General features: G+C 70.6%; 11 protein-coding genes. 5 read left to right on the top strand and 6 right to left on the bottom strand.

Annotation, left to right across the window (positions count from 1 at the left end; genetic code table 11):
• Positions 1–88 precede the first annotated feature (88 nt).
• A complete protein-coding gene (locus tag I0C86_RS38665) occupies positions 89–826 on the bottom strand; it encodes a hypothetical protein (RefSeq protein WP_196206275.1) in 738 nt (245 codons plus the stop codon).
• Positions 827–1,103: 277 nt separating this feature from the next.
• Between I0C86_RS38665 and I0C86_RS38660 the strand changes: the two genes are divergently transcribed.
• Positions 1,104–1,913, top strand: a complete 810-nt coding sequence (locus tag I0C86_RS38660) for a putative protein N(5)-glutamine methyltransferase (protein ID WP_323374123.1) — start codon at positions 1,104–1,106, stop codon at positions 1,911–1,913.
• A gap of 155 nt (positions 1,914–2,068) precedes the next feature.
• Here I0C86_RS38660 and I0C86_RS38655 read toward each other — a convergent pair whose 3' ends face one another.
• Positions 2,069–3,253 (bottom strand): alanine racemase, encoded by a 1,185-nt coding sequence (locus tag I0C86_RS38655; protein WP_196206273.1) that lies wholly within the window; start codon positions 3,251–3,253, stop codon positions 2,069–2,071.
• A 234-nt stretch (positions 3,254–3,487) separates the two neighbouring features.
• A complete protein-coding gene (gene ligA, locus I0C86_RS38650; protein ID WP_196206272.1) occupies positions 3,488–5,794 on the bottom strand; it encodes an NAD-dependent DNA ligase LigA in 2,307 nt (768 codons plus the stop codon).
• Positions 5,795–6,001: 207 nt separating this feature from the next.
• On the opposite strand from ligA, the gene I0C86_RS38645 reads away from it, so the two are divergent.
• From I0C86_RS38645 to I0C86_RS38635, 3 genes are all read left to right on the top strand, one after another.
• The gene (locus tag I0C86_RS38645) at positions 6,002–7,057 is read left to right on the top strand and encodes a cation diffusion facilitator family transporter (protein WP_196206271.1); all 1,056 of its coding nucleotides are present in this window, start codon (positions 6,002–6,004) and stop codon (positions 7,055–7,057) included.
• Between the two features lie 226 nt (positions 7,058–7,283).
• Complete coding sequence (locus I0C86_RS38640; RefSeq protein ID WP_196206270.1) at positions 7,284–8,177, top strand: DUF1996 domain-containing protein; 894 nt, start codon at positions 7,284–7,286, stop codon at positions 8,175–8,177.
• Positions 8,178–8,312: 135 nt separating this feature from the next.
• Positions 8,313–8,972, top strand: coding sequence for a DUF305 domain-containing protein (locus I0C86_RS38635; RefSeq protein ID WP_196206269.1), 660 nt, complete (start codon positions 8,313–8,315; stop codon positions 8,970–8,972).
• Positions 8,973–9,386: 414 nt separating this feature from the next.
• Here I0C86_RS38635 and I0C86_RS38630 read toward each other — a convergent pair whose 3' ends face one another.
• Together I0C86_RS38630 and I0C86_RS38625 are read right to left on the bottom strand one after the other, a co-directional pair.
• Positions 9,387–10,184 carry an ABC transporter permease gene (locus I0C86_RS38630; protein WP_323374122.1) on the bottom strand — a complete coding sequence of 266 codons (798 nt, stop codon included), beginning with the start codon at positions 10,182–10,184 and terminating at the stop codon, positions 9,387–9,389.
• Positions 10,177–11,178 (bottom strand): ATP-binding cassette domain-containing protein, encoded by a 1,002-nt coding sequence (locus I0C86_RS38625; RefSeq protein ID WP_196206268.1) that lies wholly within the window; start codon positions 11,176–11,178, stop codon positions 10,177–10,179. Before I0C86_RS38625 ends, I0C86_RS38630 begins: the two co-directional genes overlap by 8 nt.
• Before the next feature lie 269 nt (positions 11,179–11,447).
• On the opposite strand from I0C86_RS38625, the gene I0C86_RS38620 reads away from it, so the two are divergent.
• The gene (locus tag I0C86_RS38620) at positions 11,448–12,485 is read left to right on the top strand and encodes a TetR/AcrR family transcriptional regulator C-terminal domain-containing protein (RefSeq protein WP_196206267.1); all 1,038 of its coding nucleotides are present in this window, start codon (positions 11,448–11,450) and stop codon (positions 12,483–12,485) included.
• Between the two features lie 63 nt (positions 12,486–12,548).
• On the opposite strand, the gene I0C86_RS38615 is transcribed toward I0C86_RS38620, so the two are convergent.
• A complete protein-coding gene (locus I0C86_RS38615; protein ID WP_323374121.1) occupies positions 12,549–13,226 on the bottom strand; it encodes a C39 family peptidase in 678 nt (225 codons plus the stop codon).
• Between the last annotated feature and the right edge of the window lie 678 nt (positions 13,227–13,904).

Raw genomic sequence — 13,904 nt, 5'->3', positions numbered from 1 at the left:
GGCGCTGGCGGTTGGCCGGCCTGCCGCTGGCGGTGGGCGGCCGGACCGGGCCCGACCGGCCCGATCCCGCTCGCCGGCTCCTTCCGGTCTATCCCTGCGTGCCGCCCGCGTCGACGACCTTCGCACCGGCAGGCGGGGCGAACGCCGACTTGGCGACCTTCTCGGAGTACTTGACGAGTTCGACGGCGACCTCCTCACCCGTCTCGGTCCGTCCGCTGAACGCGGCCAGCAGGCCCGAGTCGGTGACGCAGACGGTGAGTTCTCCCGGCGTTCCCTCGGCGGTGCCGAGCGGGTCGCTGATCCCGGTGACGTTCGCGCAGAGGGTGTCCTGGCCGGCGATCTTCCGCTCCGACGTGTCCACGTCGGCGTTCGGCACCATCGCGGCGGCGGTGACCATTCCGAGCGCCAGCTCCGGGGTGACGAAGCCGGTACCGGCGACCGAGGCGACGGCGGTGGCGTCCGGTCCGGTCGTGGCTGTCACCGTGTTCGGAGTCCGGTTGCACTCCTTGCCGTCACAGATGGTCGTGTGTTCCGGCGTGAAGATCAGGCGACCGTCGCCGGTGATCAGCGCCGAGTTGGGCGGCTGCTGCGCGACGGTGACGTTGGTCTGCTTGTCGCCTGTCCTGGTCTGCTGGTTGTCAACGATCTTGTACTCGGCGGTGAAGGTGAGTTCGGCGGACTTGCCGAGTCGGTCGGCGAAGTCGGTGACCGTGGTGGCCGCGTCGACGGCGTTCTGGACGGTGTCGATGACGCCGCAGCCGGCGCCGAGCATGACGAGGGCGGAGAGGGCGGCGAGACGCCCGGCGAGCTGACGAGGCGAAGTCATGCCAAGAACTGTGCGGGCGGTGATCGATCCGGGCCCCGCTCCGGGGCGGAGACGGCACGAATTCGGGAGAGCCCCACCAGTGCCGGGATCCCTTGCTGGGATACGGTGTTGGCCACACAGCTACGGCATACGACCACAGTTGCCGCTACCGGAGGAGGTGGGACCGATTCTCGTCATGATCGGCGGGGTGCTCCCACCACGCGGCCCGATGGCGTCACCGGTCGAGGCCGGGTCACGGTAACCGCGGGAGCGCCCCAGGCGTTCCGAAGGGTTGTACGTGTCGAAATCAACCGACGCTCCGGCGTCCAGTTCCGTCCCGGCACCGAGCCGGGCCACGATCGTCGATCGGCTCCGCGCCGCCGGGTGCGTGTTCGCCGAGGACGAGGCCGAACTCCTGATCGACTCCGCGGCGAGCCCGGCCGCGCTGCTGGCGATGGTCGATCGACGGGTCGCCGGGCTGCCGTTGGAGCACATCGTCGGCTGGGTCGACTTCTGCGGGCTGCGGGTCGCCGTCGACCCGGGGGTCTTCGTACCGCGCCGCCGGACCGAATTGCTGGTACGCCGGGCGGCGGCGCTGGCCGTACCCGGGGCGACGGTCGTGGACCTGGCCTGTGGCTGCGGTGCGATCGGGTTGGCCGTCGCCGCGATCGTCGGGGATGTCGTGCTGCACGCCGTGGACCTCGAGCCGTCGGCCGTGCGCTGCGCGCGGCGCAATCTCGCGGCGCTGGGCGCCCAGGTGTACGGCGGGGATCTGTACGAACCGCTTCCCGCCCGGCTGCGCGGCCACGTCGACGTGCTGGTGGCCAACGTTCCCTACGTACCCACCGGGGCTGTCGACCTGCTGCCGCCGGAGGCGCGGATCCACGAACCGCTGTTGGCGCTGGACGGCGGTGCCGATGGCCTCGACGTGCTGCGCCGGGTCGCGAGCGGAGCCCGTGACTGGCTGGCTCCAGGTGGGCATCTGCTGCTGGAGACCAGTCTCGAACAGGCGGATGCCGCGTTGGCGGCGCTGGCCGAGGCCGGTCTCGTCCCGGCGCTGGCCCGGGACGATGACCTGCCGGCGACGGTCGTGATCGGCCGCTGCTGACCGTCCGGCCGCCGGGCGGCCCTGCTCACTGATCCTACGGTCGGGCGGTGATCCTGCTCGCTGGCTGCCCGGCCGCCGGGCGGTGATCCTGCTCGCTGGCCGTCCGGCCGCCGGGCGGTGATCCAGCTCGCTGGCCGCCCGGGGGGCGATTCCGCTCACCACCCGCGCAGGCGGGACCAGACTGAGTCGATGGTCCAGGTGCCGGGCCGGAGCACCTGGTAGACATCGTGCTGCGCGGCTGTCGCGCAGGCGTGGATCGGCAGCACCCGGACCTGGGTGCCGACGGGTAGCTCGGGCAGGGCCGCCCGACTGCCCTCCCGGATCGTCAGGGTGCCGTGCTCCTGGCTGGCGTCGGTCATGACCAGGTCCGGATACAGCGGCCCGTCGAGCCGGGCGACCAGCCCGTACCCCTGGTCGATCGGCTGGCTGGACGTACCTCGGTCCCGGGAGGTCGCCATCCAACCGCCGTCGGTGATGATCCAGCCCTTCTCCGGCTGATGTCCGATCACCGTGGTCACCACGGACATCGCCAGATCGTCGATGTCGCAGACCCCGATGCCGGCCATCACGAGATCGAAGAAGACGAAGTTGCCGGCCCGGACCTCGGTGACTCCGCCGAGGTCCGTCGCAGCGTGCGCTGTCGGGGTCGAGCCGACGCTCACCACCGGAGCGGCGAATCCGGCCCTCCGCAGATCCTCGGCCACCCGGACCGCGCTGGCCCGCTCGTGCTCGGCGGCGGCGACGAGTTCCTGCCGGGAACGGCTGTGGTACGACCCGCCCGCGTGGACGAGTACGCCACGCACCTCGGCGCCGCCGCGCTCCAGCACCTCGGCGATCCGTACGGCGGTCGGGTCGCCCGGTCGTACGCCGCCACGGTGCCCGTCGCAGTCGACCTCGACGAACACCGGGATCCGTACGCCGGAACCGGTGGCCGCGGCGGCGACCGCCTCGGCCTGCGCCACGTTGTCGACCAGCACCTGGAGGTCGACTCCGGTCCGGTGCGCCGCGACCACCCGGCCGAGTTTGTGCGGGGCGAGACCCACCGCGTAGAGGATGTCGGTGAACCCGTGCGAGGCGAAGGCGTCGGCCTCGCGCAGAGTCGACACGGTGATCGGTCCGGTGCCACCGTCGAAGAGCAGCCGGGCGACGTCCACCGACTTTGCCGTTTTCACGTGTGGCCGCAGCTCGGTGCCCAGGTGCCGCAACCGGGCCCGGAGACGTTCGATGTTGCGCTCGACCCGCGCCCGGTCCACGAGCAGGAACGGCGTCTCGGGCGTACCTCCGGCGACGATGTCGTCGGACCGGTCCGCCGTACGGATGTCCTGCGGAGTCGCGACCATGCCCCACCTTCCTCTTCCGTTGCGCCTACCAGCGTAGTTGCGCAGGTCAGAAGGTCTGGACGGGTGTCCCGCGTGGTCGCGCGGGTCGCAGACCCTGGCCCGGTCGCCGGCGGCCCTGAAGGACGTCGCATCGGGCTCTCGCTGTGCTGGATCGGGAACAGGCCGGGGAACCGGCGGTCGCTGATCAGCGACCGCCGGGATGTCAGCCCGCAGGTCTTCCGGCAGGGCGGTCGACTACGGCGTGCCCGGCGGGACGTCCGCTTCGGGTTGCCCGCCGGCCCGTTCGAGTTCCGCCAGGACGTCGGCGATCGTCGCCACGTCACCGGCCGTGTGTGCCGTCAGCAACGCGGCGAACCGTTCCGCCGGCAACACCCGTACGCCCAACGTGACGGCCTTCTCCGCCTTGCTGCCCGCGCCCTCGCCGACGACCACCAGATCGGTCCGCTTCGAGACCGAGCCGGACGACTTCCCACCGAGCCGCTCGACCGCTTCGTTGCCCTCGTTCCGGGACAGGCCCGGCACCGAACCGGTGACGACCACCGTCATCGGAGCGCCGTCCGGCTTTCGGAGCGGCAGCGCGGCAGGGGTCGGGGCGGAAGCGTCGGGATCGCCGTCCCCCTGGCCGGAGGCCACCGCCGGGACGACGCCCGGCTCGATCATGTTGACTCCGCGTGCCGTGAGCTTGTCGACCACGGGCGCGAGTTCGACGAGTTCCGCCGCGATGGTGACGGCCCGTTCCGGCCCGACGCCCTCGACCTGCTGTAGATCGGGTACGGACGCGGAGAGCAGCGCCTCCATCGTGCCGAAGTGCCGGGCCAGCCGCCGGGACATCGAGCGGCCGGTCATCCGTACGCCGAGGCCGGTGAGGACCCGGGACAACGGTTGGCTCTTCGACGCCTCGATGTTGGCGACGAGTTTCCGGGCCGAGGTTTCACCCAACCGATCGAGGGTGGCCAGGGTGGCGGCGTCGAGATCGTAGAGGTCGCCGGGATCGGTGACCAGACCGGCGCCGACCACGAGATCAATGATCTTGCTGCCCAGTCCTTCGATGTCCATCGAGTCGCGGGCCGCGTAGTAGGACAGCGATTCGCGGGCTCCGCAGGCGCGCCCCTGGGTGCAGCGCCAGCGCTTCTGGGACCGGTCGATCTCGCCGCCGCACCGTGGGCATCCGGCCGGCGGCTCGTACGGCACCGAGTCCGCCGGACGCTCGTCGAGTTTCGCGCCCGTCACCTCGGGGATCACGTCGCCGGCCCGCCGGACGAACACGGTGTCGCCGGCCCGTACGTTGCGCCGGACGAGGTCTTCGAAGTTGTGCAGCGTCGCCGAGGTGACCGTGACGCCGCCGACCTGCACCGGGGCGAGCACGGCGACCGGGGTGATCAAGCCGGTCCGACCGACCTGCACCTCGATCCGGAGCAGTGTCGTGGTCCGGGTGTCGGCCGGGAACTTGTAGGCGATGCCCCAGCGGGGCGCCCTGGTCCCCGACCCGGCCAGCTCGCGGTCTGCCGGGTGGTCGGCCTTGATGACCGCTCCGTCGATGCCGAAACCGAGTTCGCCACGACCGGCGTAGAGCGCCTCCACTGCGGCGAGCACCTCGTGGATCGTGGCGCAGAGCGGCATTCCGGCCGGTGAGCCGGCGGTGGTGGCGACGCCGAGGCTCTCGATGTAGGCCATGATCGCGGAGTGCGGCTTCGTCATGCCAGCGTCGGCACCGACCTGAGGCGCGGCGTCGTCGGCACCGACCTGAGGCGCCGCGTCGTCGGCACCGGTCTGAGGGACCGGGTCGTCGGCACCGACCTCCGACACGGTGTCTTCGAGACCGTGCACCGCGTACGCCAGGAAGGACAGTGGGGCGTCGTACACCCGGTCCTGGGCCCGGAGGGTGCCGGCGGCGGCGCTGCGCGGATGCGCGAAGGCCGGCTCACCGGTTGCGGTCCGCATCTCGTTGGCGCGGACGAAGTCGGCGTCGGTCATGAACACCTCGCCGCGTACCTCCAGCGTCACCGGCTCGCTGAGCTGCTCCGGCAGCCCGGCAGCCCGGCGGGCCTGGGTCGTCACGTCCTCGCCGGCCCGGCCGTCGCCACGGGTGGCGACCTGGGTCAGCCGGCCCGCCACGTACCGGGCGGCGATCGCGAGGCCGTCGATCTTGGGCTCCACGGTGTACCCGGCGGCCGGACGGCCGAGCAGTTTGTCCAGCCGTGCGGCCCAGCGGCCCAGGTCCTCCTCGCCGAACACGTTGTCGAGGCTCAGCATCGGGCTGCTGTGCTCGACGTCGCCGACCACACCGGCGCCGGCGGCGACCAGGTCGCTGGGCGAGTCGCCGCTCTTCCAGCCCGGCTGGGCGGTTTCGGTCGCGATGATCCGGGCCATCACGGCGTCGTAGGTCGCGTCGTCCATCGCCAGATCTGTGCCGCTGTAGTAGGCGGCCGCCGCTGACGTGATCTCGGCGAGCGCCCTGGCGTAGTCGCCCCGGTCCTCGAACGGCTCGGCCAGTCCGGAGTCCACCACCGGGTCAACGGAGTCGACCACCAGCTCACTCATGTCGCCGCCCCCGCGCTCCGCATCAGTCGTGACCTCCTGTCGTGTCGTGTGTACAGCCTAGAGATTGGGTACGACGCATCCGGCGCCGCTCGGCCGCCCCCGCCCGCGCATCCCATCCCGCACCCACGCGCACCCCGATCCGCACCCACCCGCACCCCGATCCGCAACCACCCGATGGGCCCCGGCCCGGACACCTAGGCTGATTTCATGGCCGAGCCGGCGCAGCGTCCGGAGAACGGGCAGGGCGCGCATGGCTCGGAGCGCCCGCTCGGTCCGGCGGGTCCCCAGGGTTCGCAGCGTTCGCACGATTCGCAGAGCCCGCAGGATTCGCGCAATTCGCAGGATTCGCAGCGTTCGCAGAGCGTCGGCACGGTGATAGTGGCTGGCCTGGCCAATTTGGCGGTCGCGGTGGCCAAGGCGCTGGCGGGAGTGATCTCCGGCTCCGCCGCGGTGCTGGCGGAGGCGGCCCACTCCGTCGCCGACACCACCACCGAGGTGCTGCTCTTCGTCGCCCTCCGCCGGGGCAGCCGGCCGCCGACCAGCCAGTACCCTTTCGGGTACGGCCGGGAGAGCTATCTCTGGGCGTTCGTGGCGGCTGTCGTCACCTTCGTCGTCGGCGCCGGTTTCTCCATTTTCCAGGGTGTCGACGCGATCCAGGAGCGGCACGAGAAGTTGGACGCCACCGCCGCGTACGTGGTGCTGGCGTTCTCCTTCGTCGCGGAGGGAATCTCCCTGCTCCGTTCCGTACGGCAGATGCGTAGCCGGGCGGCCCGCTGGCGGGTCCCGTGGCTGCGGGTCGTCCGGAACACTCCCAACACCACGATCAAGGCGGTGTTGCTGGAGGACAGCGCCGCGCTCGTCGGCCTCGTCCTGGCCGGTGCCGGCGTGACGGTCTCCGAACTCACCGGAAGCCCGGTCTGGGACGGGATCGCATCCATCGCGATCGGCGCGCTGCTGCTGGTGGTGGCCACGACCCTGGCGCACAACAACATCCGCCAGCTGGTCGGCCGGGCGGCCGGGGAGGCGGTCCAGGAGGAGATCCACCAGGAGCTGTCCCGGGTGCCGGACGTCCGGGGGGTGGACCGGTTGATGACCATGCAGCTCGGCCCGGAGGACATCCTCGTGGCCGTCAAAGTCAACTTCGCCGAGGATGCCACCCGGGAGGAGATCGAGATCGCCGCGGACGAGGCCGAGCGCCGGCTGGTCACCCGGAACCCCGCGATCCGGTACGTCTTCCTCGATCCAACCCGCCGCCGTCCCTGAGTGAGCCGCCATCCCTGAGTGAGCCGCCATCCCTGAGTGAGCCGCCGTCCCTGAGTGAGCCGCAGGTATTGACAGTTTTCGAAGGCAGGCTCAAGCTGGTTTAAGAGAGCGCTCTCTCACCTCCCTTAGGAGGACAGACCACCATCAGTCCGGCCAGCGATCTCCGATGCTTTCTCGGCGGCGCCATCGGAACCGACCTGGCCCGTTCACCAGCTAGGAGTCAGAGATGGATGGGGCTGCACCCCCGAACGGAATGCGCCGCCGCCTGCGGCTTGTCACGATGCTCACCGCTCTGCTGGCCCTGCTCGGCGCGTACGCCGTCGCCGGGCGGGCGGAGCCGGCCGAGGCTCGCGCGCCCATCGTGCGGGTAGCCGAGTTCCTGGCCGACTGCCCGTTCAGCCACCGCCTGCCGGATGACCCGATCATCTACCCGGGCCTGCCCGGTGCTTCGCACATGCACAGCTTCTTCGGCAGTACGGCCACGAACGCCTACACCAACCTGGCCGACCTGCTGAACTCCAACACCACCTGCAACCCGAGGGTCGACGTCTCGTCGTACTGGGTGCCCACCCTGTACGCGGACAACGCACCGGTGGAACCGGCCATCGTCACGTTCTACTACCTCGGCGAGGGGGTGCGCAGCGACATCGTCGCGAACACCCAGCCCCTTCCGCTGGGGCTGCGGATCGTGGCCGGTAACGCCCGGGCGACCGCCCCGGACTCGACGACCATCTCGCGCTGGTCGTGCCTGCACGCCGGGCACGTCGGTGCGTCCAAGGACTTCGTCAACTGTCCCTCCGGAACGATGCTGGAGTCGTACCTGGACTTCCCGCAGTGCTGGAACGGCCGCGACCTGGACTCGTCCGACCACAAGAGCCATATGGCGTACCCGGTAAACCAGGCCTGCCCGTCCAGCCACCCGGTGGCGGTGCCGAAGCTCCGACAGGTGATCAGGTATCCGGTCAGTGGCGACCCGGCGCGGTTCCGGCTCGCCTCCGGACCCGGATTCACGATGCACGGCGACTTCTTCAACGCCTGGCCCGAGGCGGAGATGCTCCGCCGGGTTCGGGACTGCATCCGTCCCGTCATCAAGTGCGGTGCGGACGGCCAGCCGAGCTGATCGCACGAGGGTGGGTCCGGGGCGCCGGGCCCACCCTCCGCTAGGCCCCGGAAGGCAGGCGTTCGGTTCCGGCGGCGGGGCGTTCGGTTCCGGAAGCAGGGCGTTCGGTTCCGGGCGGGAGGAGGGAAGCCGCAGATGAGCCCACGCACCGTCGTACCGCCCACCGCACTGCTCGTCGTGGCGCTGCTCGTCGCGGCCTGCGCCGGCTCCGCAACACCGCCGGCCACCTCCGACCCGGGTACGCCGACCAGCGCCGGCCCGACCAGCGCCGGCCCGACCAGCGCCGGCCCGACCAGCGCCGGCCCGACCACTGCCGGTCCGGCGGCCCCGGCGGGCACGACCAGTTCGTCCGCCCCGTACAACGGCACGGACATCGCCTGGCTGCAACTGACGGTCGCGATGCACGAACGGGTGCTGCCGATGCTGGCTCTGGTGCCGGCGCAGACCACCGATCCGGCGCTGCGCCGACTGGCGGCCCAGGTAGAGGACACCCACCGGGCCGAACTCGCACAGTCCCGGAAACTGCTGGACCGCTCCGGCGCCCCGAGGACCAATCCGCACGAGGGCCATGACATGCCCGGGATGGTGACCGCCGCCGAACTGGCCGCGCTGGGTACGGCGACCGAGGCCCAGTTCCGTCGCCTCTTCAGTCGACACCTGCGCGAACATCTGGGACAGGCAGCCCGGGTGGCCCGCGCCGAGCAGAAGTCGGGTGCCGACCCCGCCACCACCGCCCTGGCCGCCACCGTCGCCCGCACCGCCTCGGCCGCGCTGACCCAGCTCGACCACCTGTAAGGAAGGGCCCCTTCTTATCGCTTTCTGTAGAAGAAGGGTCCCCTCCTAACGCCTCTCGGCGCCTCCGCCGCCTCCCGCCGCCTCCGGCTGCCGTGCAGTCGGTCGCCGTCTTCGTACTCGGTCAGGCCCCCTCGCCCAGGTCGGCACGCCGTCCGGTTCCCCGCCCGGCTCTCCGGCCGGACCGCCGGAGACGCCGGAGGCCGCCGAGTACTACGAGCGGTGGTTCGACGCCGGCCTGACTGCGATGGTTTCCGGATTCGCCGCCCGGCATCTGCGGTGAACGGCTCGACGGCTCGGCGGCTCGGCGGCGCGGCGACCCGGCGGCGCGGCGACCGGACGGCCCGGCGAACCGACGAAGTGCCGCAGGGCCCACGAACACGGCCCTGCGGCACGCACCTGAGATCGCCGGACTCGTCAGCCGGTGCGGCGCCGGAAGAGTACGACGGCGAGCGTCACCGAGACGGCGAGGAGCCCCGCGCACCAGGTCAGAGCGATCCACGGGCTGTTACCGACCGGGGTGTCCAGAAGCAGGCCGCGCAGCGACTCGATGACCGGGTTGACCGGCTGGTGCTCCGCGATTCCGCGACTCCAGGCCGGCATGCTGTCGATCGGCACGAACGCGCTGCTGGGGTACGGCAGGAAGGTCATGAAGAAGGTGAAGCCGTTCGCCGCCTCGACGGATCTGGCCAGCAATCCGACCACGGCGGCGAGCCACGACATCGCGAGGATGAACGCCAGCAGGATGCCGCCGGCGGCGAGCCAGTCGACCAGCCCGGCGTGTGGCCGGAAGCCGATCAGGAACGCCACCCCGAACACCAGGACGGTCGAGACGAGGTTGCGGGCGACGCTGGCCGCCACCTGGCCGCCGAGCACCGACGCGCCGCTGATGTCCATCGAACGGAACCGGTCCGCGATGCCGCCGGTCATGTCCTGGTGTACGGCCACCGCCGTCGTCGCCGAACCGAAGCCGGCGCAGAGCAGGATGACTCCGGGGACCACGTAGCTGACATAACTGGTGCCGGTGTCGATCGCCCCGCCGAACAGGTAGACGAAGAGCAGCATCAGCATGATCGGCAGCATCAGCGACATGATCAGCGCTTCGACGTTGCGAGCGGAGAGCCGCAGGCAGCGCCCGATCATCGTGGCCAGGTCGGTCGGGCCGGAGCGTGCCGGTGGCGCCCCGACCGTTCCACTGGCGGCGAGTTCAGACACCGGCGGTCTCCTTGTCGGTACGGGTGGCCGCGTCGGTAGCGCTGGCCGCGTCGGTACGGGTGGCGGCGTGACCGGTCAGGGCCAGGAAGACGTCGTCGAGCGTGGCGGTGTGCACCGCGAACCGCAGTACCGCCGTACGTCCGGGGTCGACCTCGTCGAGCACCGTGCGGATGTGCGGGGCGCTGCCGTCGGTGGCGACGCCGAGGGTCAGCCGGCCCGGGTCCCGGTGGAGAACGCGGTCGCCCAGATGGCCGCCGACCGAGTCGAAGTCGACGGCAGTGGCGAGCGTCAGATCGAGCCGCTGGTCGGCGAAGCGTGTCTTGAGCTGGGCCGGGCTGTCCTCCGCTACCACCCGGCCGCCGTCCAGTACGGCGATCCGGCCGGCGAGCCGGTCCGCCTCCTCCAGGTATTGGGTGGTCAGGAAGACCGTCACCCCGGAGTCGGCGAGATCGGTGATCACCTGCCACATCGTCTGCCGGCTACGCGGGTCGAGACCGGTGGTCGGTTCGTCGAGGAAGATCACCGACGGGTGCCCGACCAGACCGGCCGCCAGGTCGAGCCGGCGCCGCATGCCGCCGGAGTAGGTGCCGATCCGCCTTCGTCCTGCGTCGACGAGGTCGAACTCGCCCAGCAGTTCCTCGGCGCGACGGCGGGCGGCCGAACGGGACAGGCCGGAGAGCCGCGCCATCATCCGCAGGTTCTCCGTACCGGTCTGTAGTTCGTCGACCGCCGCGTACTGCCCCGTCAGGCTGATGCTCCGGCGTACCTGGGACCGCTCGCTCAGGACGTCGAAGCCCGCCACTCTGGTCTGTCCGGCGTCCGCCCGAGCCAGCGTGGCCAGGATCCGCACCGTGGTGGTCTTGCCCGCCCCGTTGGGGCCGAGCAATGCGAAAACGGTGCCCCGACCTACCCGAAGATCGATGCCGTCGAGTACCCGTACCGGTCCGTACGACTTCTCCAGGCCGGTCGCCTCGACCGCCAATTCTGCTGCCATCCTCTTCCACTCCTCAGCCTTCGCCCGGCCGGGCGACGTACGAGTCAGATGTCTGCGTACAGGGTAAGCAGAGCACTACTAGGACGCAATCACCCAGTAGAAGCTGAGATTGGCAGCATTGGTGCACTAGTGCTCTGGGTAGTGCGGCGCAGGCGACGGCTGACGTGCACCGTTTCGGCGGTGCGAAGGTCCGCCGGGTCCGGCGGCTACCCTCGGCGGCACCGGTGCACTAGTACGCGACCGGGCTGGGCCGACCGAGGGAGGGCGTGGTGGACCGCTCTGGAGCAGAGCCGCCGTACCGACGGATCGTGGCCGAGATCCAGCGTCGTATCGGGGCCGGGGAGTTGCGCCCCGGCGACCGGGTGCCGTCGACCCGGCAGATCACCGCCGAGTGGGGCGTTGCGATGGCCACCGCCACGAAGGTGTTGACCGCGTTGCGCGAGGCGGGGCTGGTGCGCGCCGTACCCGGGGTCGGCACGGTGGTGGCGGAACCCGAGCCACAAGCTCCGCCGGCCGCGCGTAGCGGGAGGCGCCGGACGGTCCGGGACTCCGATCCGGGCCTGACCAGTGAACGCGTGGTCCGTACCGCGATCGAGGTCGCCGACGCCGAGGGGTTCGCCGCGCTGTCCATGCGTCGCGTCGCGGTACGGCTCGGAGTGGGCACGATGGCGCTCTACCGCCACGTGCCCAGCCGGGACGAACTCGTCGCGCTGATGGTGGAGGAGGTGCTGGACGAGGAACCGCTGCCCGACACACCCCCGCCGGGCTGGCGGGCACAGCTGGAGCTGATCACGCGGATGCGCTGGGCGGTCTTTCGGCGGCATCCCTGGATGCACCAGACGATGTCGCTGACCCGCCCGATGCTGTCGCCCCGAGGGATGACGCAGACCGACTGGGCGATGCGCGCGGTGGACGGCCTCGGGCTCGACGTGTCGACGATGTTCTACGTCGCCGTGTCGATCGCCGGATTCGTACACGGGTTGGCAGCCAACCTGGTCTGGGAGTTGGATGCGGAGCAGGAGAGCGGGCTGACCGACGAGGAGTGGATGGCGAACCAGGATTCGACCCTGTCCGACATCTTCGCGTCCGGTGCCATGCCGATGCTGGCCCGGCTGGCGGAGATCGATCTCGAATTCGACCTCGATCGGATGTTCGAGTTCGGCCTGCGGCGGATGCTCGACGGCCTTGCCGTGTTCATCGAGGGCGGCGGAGTCGAGGGCGGCGGAGTCGAGGGCGGACGGCTCGACGGCGGCCGCGGAGTCGACGGCGGCCGCGGAGTCGAGGACGGGCGGCCGGCCGGGGCATGACGGCCGACGGGGCCCGGCCATCGCGGATGGCCAGGCCCCGCCGTCCCGGCTGGGCGGGGTCGGTCAGCCGGAGTAGCCCCGGCTGGCGACCCAGTTCGCCAGGTTGATCGTGCTCATCCAGTACGAGCTGTCGCCGTTGACGTCGGCCGGGTCAGCGATCTTGACCGTACGTCCCTCGTCCTCGTACCCGACCACGGTGAGGTAGTGGCCGCCCGCGTAGGAGTGTGCGACGCCCTCGGCGTCGACGGCGGTACCGATCACGTTCACCACCACCGGGTGCTCCCGGGCCACCGCGCGGGTCACGTCGGCCTGGAGTCGGTCCATCTCGGCCGGGGAAGCCGTGTCCTCCGGGATCGACCTGGTCCGGTAGAAGTCGGTCCTACCGAGGCTGTTCAGCACCCGCGTGGTGTCCTCGGCCGAGTCGGTGCCGTTGACGTCCGTACCCAGTCGGGCGGCCAGATCGTCCTGGCTCGGGGCCCGCCCGGAGGCGGTCAGGGCGATCCGGGTCGCGGCCGGTCCGCAGTAGTAGAAGTTCGGCTGCGCCTGGTAGTCGACCGAGAGTTCCTTCGCCGTCGGCGCCCTGAAGCCGACGTCCTGGGGCGTCGCGCCGAGGGCGACCGCAGGTCCGGCCACGGTGCCGCCGATGACGGCGAGACCGGCGGTGGCGAGGGCCGCACGGCGGGTGGTCGGCGGGGTGACGGTGGTGAGCCATCGGGCCCCACGGAGGAGATTGCTCAGCACTCCGGCTTCCTTTCGGTTGTCAGACGGTGGGTTGCCAGATCGTCGGTGTCGGCCTTTACCGGGTACGGGCCGTTTGGCGACCCGGGCCGCGATGCTCGCGGTGCCTGCTGCGTGCTGCCTGCTGCCGTACTGCGCGCGGTACGCGCTGTGTGCTGCCTGCCGCGCGCCGCCGGCCGATGCCGTGCCCGACGAATCGGGCGTACCAGATAGCCAACGCGGGCGCAGAGTCCGACATTCCAGATTTGCCGGTGCGATTGCCCGGTGAGTTGGCCCCGATTTGGTGCTACCGGCCAGGCCGTGTAACTTTCTCCCTCGGCAGGGCACCGGGCAAGCCCAGCGGGAAACACCGCTGGTGGCCGGCCTGCCGAATCCCGACCGATCGTGGTGGTCTACCGCCGCGCCTGTCGGGGTGCACGAAGGATCGTTGGAGTGTTACAAACCGGGAGATACCGGTTTGACGATGCGAAAACGGTCGGGTAAGGTTCTACAAGCGCCCGGCGGAAACGCTGGGGGTGGATGGTGGCCCCGGGTGGTGGGTTTCGGCTCATTGTTCGGTGTGTGTTTGTTCTTTGAGAACTCAACAGGGTGCTTGATAAGCCAGTGCCAAAATGATTGTTTTGGCAGCAAGTGTTTTTATTGTTGCCGGGTTGATTTTCCAAGTTTTTGTTGGAGAGTTTG

The organism is Plantactinospora alkalitolerans (assembly GCF_015690345.1).
In the GTDB taxonomy this organism is placed as follows: Bacteria; Actinomycetota; Actinomycetes; order Mycobacteriales; family Micromonosporaceae; genus Plantactinospora; species Plantactinospora alkalitolerans.
The sequence above is the reverse complement of the archived record's forward strand: the minus strand, read 5'-3'. Positions and strand labels throughout refer to the sequence as shown.